Origin of the sequence: Microbacterium sp. LjRoot45, assembly GCF_964253325.1 — a bacterium.
Classification (GTDB): domain Bacteria; phylum Actinomycetota; class Actinomycetes; order Actinomycetales; family Microbacteriaceae; genus Microbacterium.
This window is the reverse complement of the sequence record NZ_CAXUQM020000001.1, coordinates 2,206,968-2,224,940: the sequence shown is the minus strand read 5'-3', so window position 1 is coordinate 2,224,940 and position 17,973 is coordinate 2,206,968. Positions and strand designations below refer to the sequence as shown.

The following is a 17,973-nucleotide window of genomic DNA, read 5'->3' as shown; positions in this document are numbered from 1 at the left end:
GCAATCTGAGAGCTCGGTCCTCTTGATTCCGTTCAGGTACTTCAGGTCAGAAGTCCGTTGGGTCAGGGGTCGGGCGGGGTTCTGGGCGCGCTTCGGTCCCTCTCGTGGTGAACACGAGGGTGCGGGCGGGGTGGTCGGGGTAGGTGCGTCCGGTGGGGCTGGTCCAGTGGAGGATGCCGTCGGGTGTCTGCCGGACGCGCCACGCGGAGTGGTGTTTCAACGTGTGGTGGCGGCGGCAGAGGTGGGCGAGGTTCGTCAGCTCGGTGGGTCCGTCGTGTTCTCTGGCGGTGGTGTGGTCGATGTCGGACCGATAGGTGGGGGTGCGGCAGCCGGGGAACCGGCAGTGCTCATCTCTCACCCGGAGGGTGCGTTTGAGGTGGTCGGACGGGCGGTACCGGTCGATGGCGAGGACGTTTCCGGTGATGGGGTGGGTGAGTACCCGGTCCCACCCTGTCGCGGTGCCGGCCAGCCGGAGAGCGGTGGCCGTGTCGATCGGGCCTTTGCCGACCAGTTCGGCGGGGGCGTCGTCCGCCCCGACCGCGGTGAGCACCGGGACGGTGACCTGCACGCGGGCGATGATCGCTTCCCCGGCGGGAATCGCGTCGTTGGTGGTTTCGGGGGTGGCGTGTCCGGTGAGGAGGAGGTCGGCGAACACGTCGGCCCGCACCTCGCTGATGCGGCGGGTGTCGGTCGGGTGCGTGTTGTGGGAGTTCGTGTCGGGGTGGGGGAGGAGCGCAGTGCTGGAGGTCGCGTCAGGCGCGCCGCCCTGGCTGGAATCGCCCGTGTTCTCTCCGCCCGGCCCCGCGCCTCGAGCATCCACGACGCGTCTCGCGTATTGGTCGATGCGGTCGCGGATGCCGTGCGCGATCGCCGCGGGAAGGATCGCGATCAACTCCGCCATCCCGTCGTCGAGATCACGCACCCACACCTCCCGCTTGGTAGCGGCAGCCGTGTGACGTTCCTGCAAGGGAATCGGGTGCAACCGCGCGGCTAACAGCCGTGCGGCGGGCTTCAGGCGCCCCGGAGTCTCCCGCCGCGCGACCCCTAGCGCCGCGTCCTCGAACACGGCCCGCGCGGCATCGTCCTCGATCGCCGCGCCCGTCTCGACGAGAACCCGCACATGCCCGCGTGACACGTCCCCGGAGGCCCACGCGGCGAACGTCGCGGGCAACTTCTCCACCAAGACGACGGCATCGGACATGTGCTTCTGCACCGTCCGGTCCGACACCCGCGCGGCGGCCCCGATCTGCGCCGCAAGAGACCGCATCGGGATGTCCGCCACGGACGTCGGGCCACCGGCATCCTGTGCCATCGCCTGGGCGATCTCGACTGCCTCGGCCAGCAGCGCGACCTCACGGGCTTGGGCGGCGGCGGCGTCGCGGCGGGCGTCGGCGAGCGCGTGCAGCAGCGTGTCGATGCGCTGTTGCCATGCGGTCGGCGTGGTCCCTGTCATGCTCCGATTCTTCTCGGGGGCACCGACATTGCCTCCGACAAAACCCAGATCACGGGTGCTTCCTGTGGATAACTTCCGACACGCCGGGGGTGTGGAGGAGGGTGCGGCGTTTCGTCTCGCTGCGCTCGCTCAACGACCGGGGGTGACGGGCGAGGGTTCGGTCGTTGAGCGAGGAGCGCAGCGACGAGACGAAACGTCGATCCGGGCGGGTGCGGCGTTTCGTCTCGCTTCGCTCGCTCAACGACCGGGGGCGACGGTGTGGTTCGGGCGTTGAGCGAGGAGCGCAGCGACGAGACGAAACGTCGATCCGACCGACGGCGTTTCGTCTCGCTGCGCTCGCTCAACGACCGGGGGCGACGGCGATTCGTCTCGCTGCGCTCGCTCAACCACCGAGTGCGCACCCCCGAGAACTCAGCCCTTCCAGACCGACTTGAGGTTGCAGAACTCGCGGATGCCCTCGGCGGACAGCTCCCGACCGACGCCGGAGTCCTTGATGCCGCCGAACGGCAGCTCGGGGTACGAGATCGACATGCCGTTGACGAAGACGGCACCCGCGTCGAGCCCGGCCACGATCCGCGCTTCCTCGTCGGCATCCTGCGTCCACACGGCGGAGCTGAGGCCGAAGGTCGTGTCGTTGGCGACCCGGAGCGCTTCGTTGGCGTCGGCGACCGAGTACACGGATGCCACGGGGCCGAACGCTTCTTCGCGGTACAGCCGCATGGTCTCGGTGATGCCCGTGAGCACGGTCGGCGGGTAGAACCAGCCGTCGCCGTCGGGCGTCGCTCCGCCGACGACCGCGGTCGCCCCGGCGGCGACGGCGTCGTCGACCAGTTCGGCGAGCTCGTCGCGGCCGGAGCGGGTGGCGAGCGGACCGACGTCGGTCTTCTCGTCACGCGGGTCGCCGACGGTCAGGGCGGCCATGGCGGCGGCGAACTTCTCGACGAAGGCGTCGTGGATGTCGGCGTGGACGATGAATCGCTTCGCATTGATGCACGCCTGGCCGTTGTTCGACGTCCGCGAGGCCACCGCCGTCGCGACGGCGCGGTCGAGGTCGGCGGAGGGCATGACGACGAACGGGTCGGAGCCGCCGAGCTCCAGCACGACGTGCTTGACCTCGGAGCCGGCGATGGCGGCGACGGACCGGCCGGCGGGTTCGGAACCGGTGAGCGTGGCCGCGACGACGCGTCGGTCGCGCAGCACGCGTTCGACCTTCGCCGCGGGAATGAGGAGCGAGCCGAACGAGCCGGTGGGGAAGCCTCCCCGCTCGAACAGCGTGTCGAGGTAGATCGCCGCCTGCGGAACGTTGGACGCATGCTTGAGGAGCCCCGCGTTGCCGGCCATCAGCGCGGGGGCGGCGAAGCGGATCACCTGCCAGATGGGGTAGTTCCACGGCATCACCGCCAGCACCACGCCCAGCGGCTGGTAGGTCGTGTGGGCGTGCGAAGCGCCGACGACACTCGGATCGGGCAGCGTGGTCCCGGTCAGGAACTCCTCGGCGCGGTCGGCGTAGAAGCGCATGGCGTTCGCGGACTTCCGCACCTCGCCGCGCGCCTGCGCGAGCGTCTTGCCCATTTCGAGCGTGATGAGCTCGGCCACCTGCTCGACATCGCCGTCGAGCAGATCGGCGGCGGCGTGCATCCAGCCCCGGCGGGTGGCGAAGTCCGTCGTCCGCAGGGTGCGGTGCGCCGCGTCGGCGGCGGCGATGCGCGCGTCGATCTCGGTGTCGTCGTGCTCGTCGAAGCGGGCGACGGTCTCACCGGTGGCGGGGTTGATGGAGGCGATGGGCATGCGGGGCCTTTCGTCGGCGGATCGCGCACGATCCGGGCGGGCGGTCAGTGCGGGTCGTCGAAGATCTCGGGGGTGCGCGACAGCTGTCGGCGGGTGCGGCGGATATGGGCGCCGAGCACGCGTTCGGCCTCCTCGTGGTCGCCGTCCTTGAGCGCGGCGACCATGAGATGGTGCTCCTCATGGGCGATGCGTCGCGCGTCGCGGTCCCACGAAGACACATACGCTCGACGGTAGGGCGCCGTCGTGTTCCACAGCTTGCGGATGAGCGGCTCGAGTTGCGCGGTCTCGGCCGCCTCGTAGCTGGCGAGATGGAACTCCCGGTCGAGCTGGAGGAACGTCTCGGTGTCGTCACCGGCGTCGCTGATGCGCTGGGCGAGCGCGGCGAGCCGATCGAGGGCGTCGCCGGACAGGGCGGGGGCTGAATAGCGCAGCAGCAGCGGCTCGAGCCGCTCGCGCATCTGGTACACCTCTTCGCACTCGGCGAGCGTGAGGCGAGAGACCCAGGCGCCAGAGTTCGGCACGACGGTCACGAGTCCCTCGTACTCCAGTTGGCGGATCGCCTCGCGCACGGGAACGCGACTGGCGCCGTACTCGGCGGCGACGTCCTCCTGCCGGATGCGCGTGCCCGGCGGGTAGGCGCCCGCGAGGATGCCGCTGCGGATGCCGTCGGCGATCCGCGCTCCGGCGTCGCCGTCGCGTGTGCGGGTGATGTCGATCTGGCTCATGGGACCACTCTCGTCCTTGAGGGCCTCATGCGGCGGGATCGGCGGGATGCCACAGCAGCGTGTCGGCATCCGCTTCGTACGCTTTGCCGCCGGGGAAGGAGACCAGCTCGAACTGCATGCCCCAAGGGCTGCGGAAGTACAGCCATCGCTGGCCGGCCGAGGCCCCCGCGCTGACGACGGGCTCGCCCATGATCTCCACGCCGTGCTCGCGCAGGTAGGCGACCGCCGCGTCCATGTCGTCGACGTACAGGGCGAGGTGGTGCCCGCCGATGTCGCTGTTGCGCGGCTGCGGCGCTTGACCGTCGGCGCTGTCGTAGTGGAACACCTCGAGGTTGCTTCCGTTGCCGAGGCGGTAGAAGCGGATCTCGGTGACGACGGTGCGGGGGTGCACCCCGAGCTGGACGGACATGAAGTCGTCGTCGGCGCGCTTGGCACCGAGCGTGTAGACGCGGACGGCGCCCAGCACGTCGACGAGGAAGTGCTCGGCTTCGTCGAGGTCGGGCACGGTGAAGCCGATGTGGTCGGTGCCGCGCATACCGGGGATCGGCATCGTGCCGCTCCTCTCGTCACTCCAATGTGAATGCTCGAATTGTATCCAGATGCGGCGCGAAAGCAACCATTCATCCGAACAAAAGCATGCGAACTCTTGTGATTGGATGCAATCGTAGGTACGGTAGGCCCATCGCATGACATCGATGGAGACGAACATGCCGCGACGACGCAAACTCTCGACCGACGTTCCCTGGATCGAGCTGAGCACGACCTCCGCCGACTGGAAAGCGGCGGACCCCGCGCTCCTGACGACGATGCTCGGCCAGCTGCACCTCATCCGCGCCTTCGAGGAGAGCGTGCTCGACCTCGCCGGCGCCGGACTCGTCCACGGCCCCGCGCACTCCAGCATCGGGCAGGAGGGCGGCGCCGTCGGCTCGATCGTCACGCTGCGCTCCACGGATGCCGTGAACGGCTCGCACCGCGGCCACCACCAGTTCCTCGCGAAGGCGATCGGCCACGTCTCCGGGGGAGTCCTCGATCCCGCCGCCCTCGTCGACGCGGAGATGCAGGCGCTGCTGCAACGCACGCTCGCCGAGATCCTCGGCCTGGCCCAGGGGTTCTCGGGAGGCCGCGGCGGCTCGATGCACCTGCAGTGGCTGGAAGCCGGCGCGCTCGGCACGAACGCCATCGTCGGCGGCGGCGCCCCGATCGCCACCGGCACCGCGTGGGCGCAGAAGCACTCCGGCACGACCGACGTCTCCATTAACTACTTCGGCGACGGGTCGAGTCAGATCGGGTCGGTGCTGGAGTCGATGAACCTCGCCGCCGCGTGGCAGCTCCCGGTCATGTACTTCATCGAGAACAACCTGTACGCCGTCTCGACGCACGCCGACGAGGTCACCGCCGATCCGCGGTTCTCCGTGCGGGGGCAGGGCTTCGGCATCCCTTCGTGGCGGGTCGACGGCATGGACCCGCTCGCCGTGCACCTGGCCACCCAGGAGGCGCTCGAGCGCATGCGCGGGGGTGCGGGGCCGGCGATCATCGAGGCCGAGGTGTACCGCTTCTTCCACCAGAACGGCCCCTACCCCGGCAGCGCCTTCGGCTACCGCACGAAGGACGAGGAGAAGAGCTGGAAGTCGCGCGACCCGATCGCCCGCGTCGAGCGTGAGCTCGCTTCGCTGTCCGTGCTGAGCCCGGACGAGGCCGCCGCCGTGCGCACCCAGGCGCGCGAGGCGATGGCGGATGCCGTCGCGAAGCTCACCGGGGACGACCCCGACAACGCCGGCCGGCGACGGATCGTCCCCGCGCTGTGGCCCGACCCGGCCGTCGTGGACACCGGCATCCGGGGCGACGCGTCCGAGCTCGCGGGGTTGCCCGACGGCGACCCCACCGCCCACGAGGGCGGCTGGACCGAGGTGAAGTTCGTCGACGCGATCGCCGCGGCGATGGAGCGCCGCATGGCGGCCGACCCGCGCATCGTCGTGCTCGGCGAAGACGTCCACCGCCTCGCCGGCGGGACGAACGGCGCCACCAAGGGCCTGCGCGCCGCGTTCGGCGAAGACCGCGTCATCGGCACACCCATCAGCGAGAACGCGTTCTTCGGTCTCGCCGGCGGTATGGCCCTCGACGGGCGGTTCCGGCCGATCGTCGAGTTCATGTATCCCGACTTCATGTGGGTGGCCGCCGACCAGGTGTTCAACCAGGTCGGGAAAGCGCGCCACATGTTCGGCGACAACAACACCGTGCCGCTCGTGCTGCGCACGAAGGTCGCGATGGGGTCCGGCTACGGCTCCCAGCACCTCATGGACCCGGCCGGCATCTTCGCGACCGCCGCCGGCTGGCGGATCGTCGCCCCTTCGTCGGCGGCCGACTACGTCGGACTCCTCAACGCCGCGTTGGCGTTGGAAGACCCGGTGCTCGTCATCGAGCACGTCGACCTCTACGGCACCGCCGACCGCGTGCCCGACGGCGACCTCGACTACGTCATCCCACCCGGCCGCGCGGCCGTGCGGCGGGAGGGGTCGGAGGTCACGGTCCTCACCTACCTCTCGATGGTGGGGCACACGTTGGAGGCGGTCGAGCAGACCGGAGTGGATGCCGAGGTCGTCGATCTGCGGTGGCTGGATCGCGCGTCGCTCGACTGGGAGACGATCGAGACCAGCGTCCGCAAGACCGGCGCGGTGCTGATCGTCGAGCAGGGTGCCCGCGGCACGTCGTACGGCGCCTGGCTCGCCGACGAACTGCAGCGCCGCGTCTTCGACTGGCTCGACCAGCCGATCGAGCGCGTCACCGGCGGCGAGGCCAGCCCCAGCATCTCCAAGGTGCTGGAGCGTGCGGCGATCGCCCGCACCGAAGAGGTCGTCGCGGGCCTGGAGCGCGTGCGCACGAACAGCGGGGTGCGCTGATGGCTGCCGTCGTCCGCATGCCGGCCCTCGCCGCGGGCGCGACCGAAGCCGCCGTGCAGTCCTGGCTCGTCGCGGTCGGCGACCGCGTCGAGGCCGGGCAGGAGATCGTCGAGATCGAGACCGAGAAGGCCGTCGTCGAGTACGAGTCGGAAGAGGCCGGGGTCGTCGCGGCGATCCTCGTGGATGCCGGTGCCGCAGCCGCTGTCGGATCGCCCATCCTCGTGCTCGCCGGCGAGGGTCAGAGCGCTGAGGCGGCGCTCGCCGAAGCCGGCGTCGATGCCGCGCCGCCGGCCCCCACCGCCGCGCCCGCGCCGACCGTCCCCGCGACGGACGAGGCCGCCGCCCCCGACACCACCGCTTCCCCCGAGGCCACCGCGTCCATGCCCGCCGCCACCGAATCGTCGGAAGACGGCCAGGTCGCGCCGCCTCCTCCCGCGGTTCCGCCCACGGATGCCGAGCCTGCATCCGCGCCCGCGAACTCCGAGCGGCGATTCGCCAGTCCCCTCGTGCGCAAGCTCGCGCGCGAGCGGGGACTCGATCTCGCCGCCGTGCCCGGATCGGGGCCGAACGGGCGCATCGTGCGCCGCGACCTCGACGCGCTGCCAGCAGCGGCGCCCGCAGCCGCGGCGACACCCCCGACGGCTCCCGCGGCGCCGCCGACTGCGGCATCCGCTCCGTCGGCATCCCCGGCCGCGTTCACCGACGTGCCCCACACGGGGATGCGGCGCGCGATCGCCCGGCGGCTCACGGAGAGCACGACCACGGTGCCGCACTTCTTCCTCTCGGCAGACTGCCGTGTCGACGAGGTGCTCGCCCTCCGTGCCCGCATCAACGAGCGTGGTGACGTCAAGGTGTCGGTGAACGACTTCGTGCTGAAGGCGGCCGCCGCCGCGATGCTCGACGTCCCCGAAGCCAACGCGATCTGGACCGACGACGCCACGCGGCGCTTCGCGAGCGTCGACATCGGGGTGGCCGTCTCGATTCCGGGCGGTCTCGTCACCCCCGTCGTGCGCGGCGTGGAGGACCTGAGCCTCGGGAGCGTGAGCCGTGCCGTCCGCGACCTCGCGGAGCGTGCGCGCGCGGGACGCATCAAGCAGCAGGAGCTGGAGGGCGGGTCGTTCGCCGTGTCCAACCTGGGCATGTACGGCACGTCGCGCTTCTCGGCGATCATCAACCCGCCGCACTCCGGCATCCTTGCCGTGGGCGCCGCGGAACGGCGACCCGTCGTCGGGCACGACGGCGAGCTGACCGTCGCGACCGTCATGACGGTGACGCTCTCGGCCGATCACCGCGTGCTCGACGGTGCGCTCGCCGCGCAGTGGCTCGCGGCGTTCACCGACCGCATCCAGAACCCGCTGTCGCTGCTGGTGTAGCGACGTCCCCCTCTCGACGGCAAAGGCGCACGATCGTGACTTCGACCCCCACCGCTCCGCATCCTCCGCTCGCACGACGGAGGTGGACGTCATACATCGACGGGGCCTTCGTCGACCGCGGAGGTGACGACTCCTTCGCGGTCTACGAGCCCGCCACCGGTACCGTGCTGGCCGAGGTGGTCGCCGCCGATACCGCGACCGTCGACGCCGCCGTCGCCTCTGCGGCCACGGCGCAGCGCGCGTGGGCGCAGCTGCCGCCGCGCGAGCGGGGCGCGATGCTGCGCCGCGTCGCCGACCGCATCCGCGAGCATGCCGACGAACTGGCGACCCTCGAAGCCCGCGAGGTCGGAAAACCGAAGCGGGATGCCGGTCGCTTCGACGTCTCGTTCAGCCACGCGGCCTTCGAGTACTTCGCCGGGCTCGCCGACACGCTCCACGGCGAGCTCCTCGACCAGGGCCCCATCGAGGCGCGCATCATCCCCGAACCGTACGGGGTGGTCGCCGCGATCCTCCCGTTCAACTGGCCCCCCATCCACTTCGCCAAGAAGTGCGCCCCGGCGCTCGCCGCGGGCAACGCGGTCATCATCAAGCCCGGCGAGCAGGCGCCGCTCACCGTCCTGCGGCTCGTGGAGATCGCCGGCGAGGTCCTTCCTCCCGGGCTCCTCAATGCCGTCACCGGCATCCCCGCCGGCGCCGCACTCGCCGGTCACGCCGGTGTGCAGCGCATCACCTTCACGGGGGCCACCGCGACCGGACGCCGCGTGCTGGAGTCCGCCGCCGCCCACCTCACCTACGCGACGATGGAGCTCGGCGGCAAGAACGCCCTGATCGTGCTCGACGACGCCGACATCGCTCAAGCGGTCGACGTCGCGGTCGAGGGCATGTTCTACAACCAGGGCGAGGCGTGCACCTCCACCGCCCGCATCCTCGTGCACGACGCCGTGTACGACGAGTTCGTGACGGCGTTCGCGCGCGCCGCCGAGGCGCTCGTCGTCGGCGACGGGCTCGACCCGCGCACCGACATCGGACCCATGGTCGACGCGCGGCACCGCGATCGCGTCGTCGCGTACCTCGAGACCGCACTCTCGGAGGGTGCGACGATCGTCGCGCAGGGCGCGGTGCCCGACGACGCGGCGCTCGCGGGCGGCTACTGGGTCGCGCCGACGGTGCTCGTCGACGTCACTCCCGAGTCGACCTTCGGTCAGGAGGAGGTGTTCGGTCCCATCGCCGGCATCATGCGGTTCACCGACGTCGATGAGGCGATCGAGATCGCCAACGGCACCGCGTACGGGCTCACGGCGGCGGTCTGCAGCCGCGACGAGCAGCGGGCCTGGCAGATCGCTCAGCGGCTGGAGGCGGGCATGGTGTTCGTCAACAACTACATGCGCCGCGCCTTCCTCGGCTCCCCGTTCGGGGGAGTGAAAGGCAGCGGCTTCGGGCGCGAGAACGCCGCCGAGACCCTGCGAGAGTTCGTCCGCTCGAAGAACGTGCGGTTCCGGTCCGGTCGCGGCGACGTGCCCGTGTGGCCCCCGGTCGAGGGGTGAGTCGGCGGTGAGGGCTCCGCAGGCCGGGCGGGTTCAGCGAGCTGAGCCGCTCGCCCGCGCCAGCAGGTCGTCGACGGCGCTGCGGAGCGCATCGGCATCCTGCCTGCCCTCGCGCAACCGGGCCAGGGTCTCCAGTGGAGCGCGCCGGAGGAGGCCGTCGGCCACCAGGCCGGTCGCGGGCGCGCGGAGGACCTCGAGGTGACGAGCGGCGGCTGCCGGAGAGAGGTCGAGGAGACGTTGCGCGGCGTCGATCACGGATGCCCCGTGCCCGCCGGCGACGATCTCGGCGGACAGCTCCACGACCGCCGACGCCACCGCATCGGCAGCGGCGCGTGCGTCGCCGCTCTCCTCGTCGAGGCGGCACAGCACGGCTCCGAGGTAGTCGCCGAGTTCATCGACGGTCGCGACGAGGCGGCATCCGTCTTCAGCCGCGCGCAGCTCGTTGCCCGCACCGAGGATCGTGACGTCGCAGTCGCCTCGTGCGAGAGCGAGCCTGCGACGCGGCGTCGAGCCGAGGGCGCGGACCTCATCCACCCTCATGTCGTGTCGCGCGAGCAGCGCGCGTGCGGCGAGTGCAAAGCCCGAGACCGGCACATCGACGCCGAGAACGCGGGCTTCATCGGGATCGAGACCCGGCCGCGTCCACAGCGAGAGGCCGAGTCCCCGGTCGAGGGCGGCGGTGATCGTCAGGGGGAGTCGCCTGCCCAGCGGGTTGTCGTCGAAGCCGGTGTACAGCAGGACGTTGTCGGGACTCGTCACCACGAGGTCGAGTCCACCCGCGGCCAGCGCGCGGAACTGGTCGGGCGACGATGCCACGAGGTGATCCTCGACGGCCACGCCGATCGCGTCGAAGCGACCGAGCCCGCGCGCGACTTCCACGACCACCGACGGGGTGAACAGTCCCAGCCTCACGGTTCTCACGGGGCGCTCCTCGTCCTTCGTCGGATGGGCTCCCACCGTATCGCAATCGATTGCGACTTCGTCGACTCCGAGCCCCGTCGCCGGTCGCGCGGTAGCCGTCGCCGAGCGAGGGTGTCATGATGAGCGGCCGCGCCGCGAGACTCGTCACGGCGACCCTGATGGGCGCCGCCTTCCTCGCCTTCTTCGACCGTGCGCTGCTGGCCCCGATGATCACCGCGGCCGCGAAGGAGCTCCGATCGCCTCCCGAGGCGATCGCTCACGCCGTCACCGTCTACGTCCTCACCTACGCCCTCGCCCAGCTGCCGTGGGCGGCGGTCTCCGGGCGCTTCGGGCAGCTTCGCACCCTCGCCGTCGCATCGGGCTTGGCCGCCGCGGGCGCCGTCCTGTCGGCGTGCGCGTGGGATGCCGGCTCGCTCACGGTGGCGCGGGCCGTCAGCGGGGCGGCGCTGGCCGCCATCGTGCCGACGATCCTGGTGCACATCGGCGACTCGATGGACCTCTCTCGCCGAGCGGTGGCCGCCGTGAATCTCGCCACCGCGCTCTCGTTGGGGATGACGGCGGGGTCGGCAGCCGCGGCATCCCTCGCCGAGTGGTGGACGTGGCGCGCCGCGTTCGCCTCGAGCGCCGTCATCGGCGCCGTCGTGTGTCTCGTGTTCGCGTGGAACGGTCGCGGGGGAGGCGGCGCCGTCGTGGGCTTCTGGCGCTCCGTGCCGTACCTCGTCCGCAACGTGTGGGTCTGGGCCGTGCTCGTCCTGGCCGTCGTGGAAGGCGCCGTCCTCGTCGGAGTCATCAATTTCATCCCCGTCGCGCTCGAGGCCGACGGGGTCGCCGTCGCGGTGGCCGGATTCGCGCTGGCCGCGTTCGGGATCGCCGTCGTGGTCTGGAGCGTCGTCGTGCGTGCCCTGGTGCGGCGCTTGACCCCCTGGGTGCTGCTGGCGGTGGGAGGCGCGACAGCGGTGGTCGCGTTCGCGCTCCTGTGGGGTGTGCGCGGCGTGGTCACCGCAACCGTGGCCGTCGTGCTTCTGGGTTTCGCGTGGGCGTGCGCGCACACGCAACTGCAGACGTGGGCGACCGACGTCATGACCGGCGCTCGCCCCTTGGGGATGGCCCTTTTCGCCCTCGCCCTGTTCGGCGGCGGCGTGATCGGGTCGGCGCTGGGCGCGGATGCCGTCGCCCGAGGCTCCTACGACGGGCTCTTCGCCGCGGCCGGGCTCATCTCCGTCGCGTTCGCGGTGGGGTCGGCGCTGCTGCGCCGGGTCTACCGTCCCGTCGAGCAGGGCTGAAGCGATCTGCGCCCGTCGCCGGGACGGATGGAGCGGATATGGTCGCTTCATGGCGAAGCGCGTCACCCTCGACGATGTGGCCGAGCGTGCCGGTGTCCACAAGGCAACGGCGTCTCGTGCGCTCAACGAGCGCACCCAGCATCAGGTGAATCCCGAGACCCTGCGTCGGGTGCGTCGTGCAGCGCGCGAGCTGGACTACCAGCCGGATGCCGTGGCGCGCAGTCTGCGCACGAGTTCGACGCAGACGATCGGGATCATCATCCCCGACCTCATGAACCCGATCTTCCCGCCGCTCGTGCGGGGGATCGAGCACTTCCTCCAGCCTCGCGGATACAGTGCGCTGATCGCCAACACGGACGGCTACTCCCAGGCGGAGTCCGCCGCGTTCGACTCGCTGCTCCAGCGCCGCGTCGACGGCTTCATCCTCGCCACGGGACGGATGGCCGATCAGGAGTTCCTGGCCGATGCGCGCCGCCGCGGCATCCGCGTGGTCCTGGCCAACCGCGAGGCGAGCACCGACTACCCCGTCGTCATGGCCGACAACGCGTCGGGTATCGCGGCGGCGGTCCAGCATCTCGCCGGCCTCGGCCACCGCGATGTGGTCCACCTCGCGGGTCCCGACGACTTCTCGACCACACGGACGCGCGCCGTCGCGTTCACGCAGGCGACCGCCGCCGCAGGGATGAGGGGCGAGATCGTCTCGGGAGTGGCGTTGACGGCCGAGGCGGGGGAGCAGGCCATGGATGCCGTGATCTCCCGTCCGGGTGCACGACCGACGGCGGTCGTCGCCGGGAACGATCTCGTGGCGCTGGGCGTCATCCACTCCCTGCGGGCGCACGGACTGGACTGCCCGGGCGATGTCAGCGTCGTCGGCTACAACGACATGCCGTTCGCGGGTGACTTCTCGCCCGCTCTGACGACGGTCCGGGTGCCGCTGCGCGAGATCGGCATCGAGGCGGCACGGGCACTGATCGGAGCGGTGGAGGCGGCCGAGTCGACGGTTCAGGATTCCCTGACGATCACGCTCCCGGTCTCCCTCATCGTGCGGGAGTCCACGGGTCCCGCGGCACGCTAAGAGTTCGTTGACATTGGATGCAATTGCTCCTAGGGTGAATGCAATCGATTGCAACGATCGGGCACCGGCGCCCGTCCTCACGAGCGTCAGGCGACTAACAGAGAGGTTAGTTTCATGCAGAGGTCTGCTATCACCCGGGCCATCGCGACGTTCGCCGGCGTCGTCCTGGCCGCAACCGCACTGGCGGCGTGCGCTCCGGATGCTCCGGCGCCCGGCTCGACCGACGGAGGCGACGAGGGGCCGATCAAGTTCGGTGCGTCGCTCCCGCTCACGGGCGAGTTCAGCCAAGGCGGTCTCGACACCCGTCAGGGCTACGAAGTGTGGGTCGAACTCCAGAACGAAGCGGGCGGCCTCCTCGGCCGCGACGTCGAGATCATCGTGAAGGACGACGCCACCAACCAGAACACCGTCGTCACGAACTACAACACCCTCATCGACCAGGACGGCGTCGACCTGCTGCTGGGCAGCCAGTCTTCCCTCCTGAACATCCCGGCATCCGCGGTCGCAGAGCGCGCCGAGATGGTGTTCGTCTGCCCGTCGTGCGGTTCGCCCGACATGTTCAACCGCGGCTTCGAGTTCATCTTCTTCTCGCAGCAGGCCGTCGCCACCGACCAGGCGAAGGTGTTCGCCGAGTGGGTCGCCTCGCTCCCCGAAGACCAGCGTCCCCGGACGGCCGCCTACCCCGCGCTCGACGACCCGTTCGCCGGCCCCGTCGTCAACGGTGCCGAGGCCATCCTCTCCGCCGCCGGCATCGAGACCGTCTATAAGGACGTCTACCCCGCCACGACGAAGAACTTCGACTCGATCGTCAACTCCATCAAGGAAGCTGACGCCGACATCATCGTGCAGGGTGCGCAGTTCGAGGACGGCGTGAACTTCGTGCGGTCGCTGCTGCGCGCCGGTTACAACCCCGACATCCTCTACCAGTCGTCGTCGCCCACCTACGGTCAGCAGTACGTCGACGGTGTCGGTGCCGAGAACGCCCAGGGCGTCTTCTTCTCGTCGAGCTACCACATCGACGCGGAGACCCCCGGAAACCCCGAGTTCGTCGCGAAGTACGCGGAGATGTTCGGCGGCGAGCCGCCGGAGGACGCGGCAGACGGCTTCGCGGCAGCCACTGTGCTGGCCGCCGCCGTCGAAGCGGTTGGGTCGCTCGACGACCAGCGCGCCATCGCCGACTGGATCCGCTCCAACGAGGTGCCCACGGTCCTCGGCACCCTCAGCTGGAACGAGGACGGCAGCCCCAAGGGCGACTTCCTCGTCGGCCAGTGGCAGGACGGGGTCTCCCAGGTGGTCCTGCCCGACGGTGCCGCCACGAGCACGGAGATCCTCCGCTGGAAGGGCACGGCGTTCTGATCGCCGGGAACAGGTGAACCCATGATCCCCCTCGTCCAGACCCTCATCCTCGGTCTGCTGATCGGCGCGGTCTACGCGCTGATGGCATCCGGGCTCACGCTGATCTTCGGAGTGATGCGTGTCATCAACCTCGCGCACGGCGCTCTCGCCATCTTCGCGGCGTTCCTGACCTACACCCTGTGGAACACGTGGGGATGGGACCCGCTGGTGGCGATCCCGCTCCTGGTGGTCGTGATGTTCGGCGTCGGCTGGCTGCTCTACGTCACGATCATCAAGCGGGTGCGCGGGCAGCACGTGAGCATGACGGTCCTCGCGACCTTCGGCATCGCGCTCCTGCTCGAGGGGATCATGGGGTTCATCTGGGGCAACACGTCGCACGCCGTGCGCACGCCCTACACCGACGCGTCGATCGCGTTCGGCCCGTTCTACGCTCCTACGGCGCTCGTCATCGCCGCGGTCGTCGCCGTGGTGGTGCTCGCCGCGCTCGCGCTGCTGCTCAACCGCACCTGGATGGGCCGGGCGATCCGCGCGGCATCGGTCAACGAGAACGGGGCGCTGCTGGTGGGGGTGAGCGTCGCCACCGTCGCGGCGGCCACCTTCGCGATCGGCATCGCCACCCTCGCCGCGAGCGGCGCGATGATCAGCACCATCTACCCGTTCCTGCCCGGTTCGCACTACCAGTGGATCGCCCGGCTCCTCGCGATCGTCGTCCTCGGTGGGCTCGGAAGCCTGCCCGGCGCGATCGCCGGGGCGCTGGTCATCGGGGTCACGGAGCTGCTCGCGACGGCCTACATCGGCGCCGCCTGGCCGATCGCCGTTCCGTTCATCGTCATCTTCGTGGTCCTGCTGGCTCGTCCGCAGGGACTGTTGGGAACCCGACTCCGAGAGGACGCCGTCGCATGAGCTCGCCCGCGACCCCCGTCACGCTGCGCGATCGACTCCTGAGCGAGCGCACGTGGAAGATCGGCTCGCGCGTCCTGTTGGTCGTCGCCGCCGTCGTCCTCCTGCTCTTCCCACTGTCGCCGTCGGCGTCGGCGCAGAACACGATCATCCTCGCCCTCGTTCTGGCGATCGGCGCCTCGGGCCTGAACATCATCACCGGTTACGCGGGCTACCTCTCGCTGAGCCAGGGAGCGTTCCTCGGTATCGGCGCGTACATCACCGCCGTTCTGACCCGCGTCGCGCCGGATGTGAGTCCGTTCGTCTGGATGCCGTTGTCCGGCATCGGCGCCGCCCTCATCGCGATGCTGCTGGCGCTCGTCACTTACCGCTCGCGGGGGCCGTCCTTCGTGATCATCACGATCGCGTTCCTGTTCCTCGTGCAGTTCGTCGCGATCGAGTGGACCGAGGTCACCAACGGCAGCGCGGGCATCACCCTTCCGCTTCCGGACTGGCCGCGCGAGCTGCGCAACTGGCCGTTCCATCTGGTGCTGTGCGTGCTCTTGGCGCTCTCCGTGCTGATGTCGTGGGCCATCCGTCGCACGAAGTTCGGCACGGGCCTCATCGCGATCCGCGAGGACGAGGGAAAGGCCGGCACGATCGGCATCAACGCCCCCATCTACAAGGTGCTGGCGTTCGGCCTCAGCGCCGTCTTCGTCGGCATGGCCGGATCGGTGTACGGCTACTACCTGTCGTTCGTCGACCCGATCGGGATGTTCTCGATCATCATCTGCGTGCAGATGGTGCTCGCGGTGATCCTCGGTGGCCGCGGCACGCTGTTCGGCCCCGTGCTCGGCGCCTTCCTCATCGAGCCGCTCAACGCCCTCGCCAACAACTCGTTCGGCGGCGGTAACGCGCGACTCGTGCTCTTCGGCGGGCTGCTGGTGCTGCTGGTGGTGCTCCTTCCGCAGGGGATCATCCCCGGCATCCGTCGCCTGCTCGAGAAGGCGCGGTCGCGTGACGCGGTGGGACTGTCGGGTGCGCGACTCGATCCGAGGCCCGCGGTCGTCGTCGATCGCACAGCCGTCGCTCCGAGATCTTCCGAGCCGGCTCGTCCGCTCCTGGAGGTCCGTGGCCTGCACAAGAGCTTCGGGGGCAACCATGCCGTCGACGACTGCTCCTTCACGGTGCCGGAGGGGTCGATCACCGCCCTCATCGGGCCCAACGGCTCGGGCAAGACCACCGTCTTCAACCTCATCTCGGGCACGATGGCCGCGGATGCCGGCACGGTGCTGTTCGACGGGACGGAGCTCAGCCGCAACTCGTGGTCGCGCGCGCACCGTGGCATCGGCCGCACCTTCCAGATCACGCGGCTGTTCCGCGAGATGACCGTGCTGGAGAACCTCGTCGCCCCGCTGCGCGACTTCTCGTTCCGCCAGCTCGGTCTAGGGGCGGTGAGCGGCACCGAGGCGGCGAAGGCGGAGGAGCTGCTCGCGTTCGTCGGAATGTCGGCCTACCGCGACGCCCCGGCATCCTCGCTGAGCTACGGGCAGCAGAAGCTCGTCGAGCTCGCGCAGGTGCTCATGCTCGACCCGAAGCTCATCATGCTCGACGAGCCCGCGGGCGGGATCAACCCCACTCTCATCGCCCGCATGGGCGACCTCATCCGCGAGCTCAACGCGGAGGGGACGACGTTCCTCCTCGTCGAGCACAACATGCCGTTCGTGCTCGAACTGTGCGATCCCATCCGGGTGCTCGCGAAGGGCCGGGTCATCGCCGAGGGGCCGCCCGAGCTCATCCAGAAGGACCCGGTCGTGCTCGACGCCTACCTGGGCGATGACTACCTGCTCGATCAGCAGTCCAAGACCGGCGGCGTGGCCGTCGTGAAGGGAGCGCGCCGATGATCCGGCTCGACGGCGTCGTCGCCGGCTACGGCGGCGGGAACGTGCTCCAGGGCGTGACGCTCGAGGTGGCCGCCGGCCAGCTCGGGTGCATCGTCGGCCCGAACGGCGCCGGGAAGTCTACGGTGCTCCGGGTCGTGAGCGGACTCCTCAGCCCGTCGGCGGGCACGGTACACCTCGAGGGCGAGGACATCACGGGTCTCGCCCCTCACGAGGTGCTCGCCCGCGGCGTGACGCAGGTGCCGCAGACCAACGGCCTGTTCTCCAACCTCACCGTGCGCGACAACATCCTGATGGGTGCATACGTCATTCGACGGCAGCGCGCGCTCGTGCGGGAGCGGTACGAGCGGGTGCTCGACCTCTTCCCGCTGGTGAAGGATCGCACCGGCATCAAGTGCGGCAACCTGTCGGGTGGTCAGCGGCGCATGGTCGAGTTCGCCCGCTCCCTCATGCTCGATCCACGACTCGTGCTGCTCGACGAGCCCTCGCTGGGGCTCGACCCCAAGTCGCTCGGTGTCATCGACGAAGCCGTCGCCATCATGCTGCGGGAGGGCAAGGCGGTGCTCATGGTCGAGCAGAACGTGCGCTTCGGCCTCCGGATGGCCAACCTGGGGATCGTGATGGAGAGCGGCCGGGTGCTGATGACCGCGCCGGCCGAACAGGTGCTCGACGACCCTGAGATCGCCGACCTCTACTTCGGTGGGGCGGTGCGCAAAGACCTCGAGGACGACCCCGAGGAAGCGCCGACCCCCGCCTCCGGACCTACTGAGAGATAAGG

Annotated in this window: 14 protein-coding genes; 9 read left to right on the top strand and 5 right to left on the bottom strand. The window is 70.2% G+C overall.

The window, feature by feature from the left end; all coding sequences use genetic code 11:
- Positions 1–46: 46 nt before the first annotated feature.
- The 4 genes from ACSQ18_RS10550 to ACSQ18_RS10535 all read right to left on the bottom strand — a co-directional run bounded on the left by ACSQ18_RS10550 (position 47) and on the right by ACSQ18_RS10535 (position 4,516).
- A complete protein-coding gene (locus ACSQ18_RS10550; protein ID WP_436037260.1) occupies positions 47–1,453 on the bottom strand; it encodes a DUF222 domain-containing protein in 1,407 nt (468 codons plus the stop codon).
- 411 nt (positions 1,454–1,864) lie between these two features.
- Positions 1,865–3,241, bottom strand: coding sequence for an NADP-dependent succinic semialdehyde dehydrogenase (locus ACSQ18_RS10545; RefSeq protein WP_436037259.1), 1,377 nt, complete (start codon positions 3,239–3,241; stop codon positions 1,865–1,867).
- A 44-nt stretch (positions 3,242–3,285) separates the two neighbouring features.
- Entirely contained in the window at positions 3,286–3,966 is a 681-nt protein-coding gene (locus ACSQ18_RS10540; protein ID WP_436037258.1) for a GntR family transcriptional regulator, read from the bottom strand.
- Between the two features lie 25 nt (positions 3,967–3,991).
- A complete protein-coding gene (locus ACSQ18_RS10535) occupies positions 3,992–4,516 on the bottom strand; it encodes a VOC family protein (protein ID WP_436037257.1) in 525 nt (174 codons plus the stop codon).
- 157 nt (positions 4,517–4,673) lie between these two features.
- On the opposite strand from ACSQ18_RS10535, the gene ACSQ18_RS10530 reads away from it, so the two are divergent.
- The 3 genes from ACSQ18_RS10530 to ACSQ18_RS10520 are packed head-to-tail and all read left to right on the top strand — an operon-like array spanning position 4,674 to position 9,780.
- A complete protein-coding gene (locus tag ACSQ18_RS10530; RefSeq protein WP_436038431.1) occupies positions 4,674–6,863 on the top strand; it encodes an alpha-ketoacid dehydrogenase subunit alpha/beta in 2,190 nt (729 codons plus the stop codon).
- Positions 6,863–8,236, top strand: a complete 1,374-nt coding sequence (locus ACSQ18_RS10525) for a 2-oxo acid dehydrogenase subunit E2 (protein ID WP_436037255.1) — start codon at positions 6,863–6,865, stop codon at positions 8,234–8,236. Before ACSQ18_RS10530 ends, ACSQ18_RS10525 begins: the two co-directional genes overlap by 1 nt.
- A gap of 35 nt (positions 8,237–8,271) precedes the next feature.
- On the top strand, positions 8,272–9,780 hold the full coding sequence (locus tag ACSQ18_RS10520) for an aldehyde dehydrogenase family protein (protein WP_436037253.1): 1,509 nt from the start codon (positions 8,272–8,274) through the stop codon (positions 9,778–9,780).
- Between the two features lie 33 nt (positions 9,781–9,813).
- On the opposite strand, the gene ACSQ18_RS10515 is transcribed toward ACSQ18_RS10520, so the two are convergent.
- A complete protein-coding gene (locus ACSQ18_RS10515; protein WP_436037252.1) occupies positions 9,814–10,701 on the bottom strand; it encodes a hypothetical protein in 888 nt (295 codons plus the stop codon).
- A gap of 119 nt (positions 10,702–10,820) precedes the next feature.
- Between ACSQ18_RS10515 and ACSQ18_RS10510 the strand changes: the two genes are divergently transcribed.
- From ACSQ18_RS10510 to ACSQ18_RS10485, 6 genes are all read left to right on the top strand, one after another.
- Positions 10,821–11,984, top strand: coding sequence for an MFS transporter (locus ACSQ18_RS10510; RefSeq protein ID WP_436037251.1), 1,164 nt, complete (start codon positions 10,821–10,823; stop codon positions 11,982–11,984).
- A gap of 49 nt (positions 11,985–12,033) precedes the next feature.
- The gene (locus ACSQ18_RS10505) at positions 12,034–13,059 is read left to right on the top strand and encodes a LacI family DNA-binding transcriptional regulator (RefSeq protein ID WP_436037250.1); all 1,026 of its coding nucleotides are present in this window, start codon (positions 12,034–12,036) and stop codon (positions 13,057–13,059) included.
- 114 nt (positions 13,060–13,173) lie between these two features.
- The gene (locus ACSQ18_RS10500; protein WP_436037249.1) at positions 13,174–14,415 is read left to right on the top strand and encodes an amino acid ABC transporter substrate-binding protein; all 1,242 of its coding nucleotides are present in this window, start codon (positions 13,174–13,176) and stop codon (positions 14,413–14,415) included.
- Between the two features lie 21 nt (positions 14,416–14,436).
- A complete protein-coding gene (locus tag ACSQ18_RS10495) occupies positions 14,437–15,318 on the top strand; it encodes a branched-chain amino acid ABC transporter permease (protein WP_436037248.1) in 882 nt (293 codons plus the stop codon).
- Complete coding sequence (locus ACSQ18_RS10490; protein ID WP_436037246.1) at positions 15,315–17,198, top strand: branched-chain amino acid ABC transporter ATP-binding protein/permease; 1,884 nt, start codon at positions 15,315–15,317, stop codon at positions 17,196–17,198. Before ACSQ18_RS10495 ends, ACSQ18_RS10490 begins: the two co-directional genes overlap by 4 nt.
- Positions 17,195–17,971: an ABC transporter ATP-binding protein gene (locus ACSQ18_RS10485; protein WP_436037244.1), complete on the top strand. Its 777-nt coding sequence runs from the start codon at positions 17,195–17,197 to the stop codon at positions 17,969–17,971. The genes ACSQ18_RS10490 and ACSQ18_RS10485 overlap by 4 nt, the downstream gene beginning before the upstream one ends.
- Positions 17,972–17,973: the final 2 nt, after the last annotated feature.

Coding starts and splice junctions, on each gene's coding strand:
- ACSQ18_RS10510 (WP_436037251.1), top strand. CDS start 10,821: ATGAGCGGCCGCGCCGCGAGACTCGTCACGGCGACCCTGATGGGCGCC.
- ACSQ18_RS10545 (WP_436037259.1), bottom strand. CDS start 3,241: ATGCCCATCGCCTCCATCAACCCCGCCACCGGTGAGACCGTCGCCCGC.
- ACSQ18_RS10500 (WP_436037249.1), top strand. CDS start 13,174: ATGCAGAGGTCTGCTATCACCCGGGCCATCGCGACGTTCGCCGGCGTC.
- ACSQ18_RS10505 (WP_436037250.1), top strand. CDS start 12,034: ATGGCGAAGCGCGTCACCCTCGACGATGTGGCCGAGCGTGCCGGTGTC.
- ACSQ18_RS10525 (WP_436037255.1), top strand. CDS start 6,863: ATGGCTGCCGTCGTCCGCATGCCGGCCCTCGCCGCGGGCGCGACCGAA.
- ACSQ18_RS10490 (WP_436037246.1), top strand. CDS start 15,315: ATGAGCTCGCCCGCGACCCCCGTCACGCTGCGCGATCGACTCCTGAGC.
- ACSQ18_RS10485 (WP_436037244.1), top strand. CDS start 17,195: ATGATCCGGCTCGACGGCGTCGTCGCCGGCTACGGCGGCGGGAACGTG.
- ACSQ18_RS10540 (WP_436037258.1), bottom strand. CDS start 3,966: ATGAGCCAGATCGACATCACCCGCACACGCGACGGCGACGCCGGAGCG.
- ACSQ18_RS10530 (WP_436038431.1), top strand. CDS start 4,674: ATGCCGCGACGACGCAAACTCTCGACCGACGTTCCCTGGATCGAGCTG.
- ACSQ18_RS10495 (WP_436037248.1), top strand. CDS start 14,437: ATGATCCCCCTCGTCCAGACCCTCATCCTCGGTCTGCTGATCGGCGCG.
- ACSQ18_RS10550 (WP_436037260.1), bottom strand. CDS start 1,453: ATGACAGGGACCACGCCGACCGCATGGCAACAGCGCATCGACACGCTG.
- ACSQ18_RS10535 (WP_436037257.1), bottom strand. CDS start 4,516: ATGCCGATCCCCGGTATGCGCGGCACCGACCACATCGGCTTCACCGTG.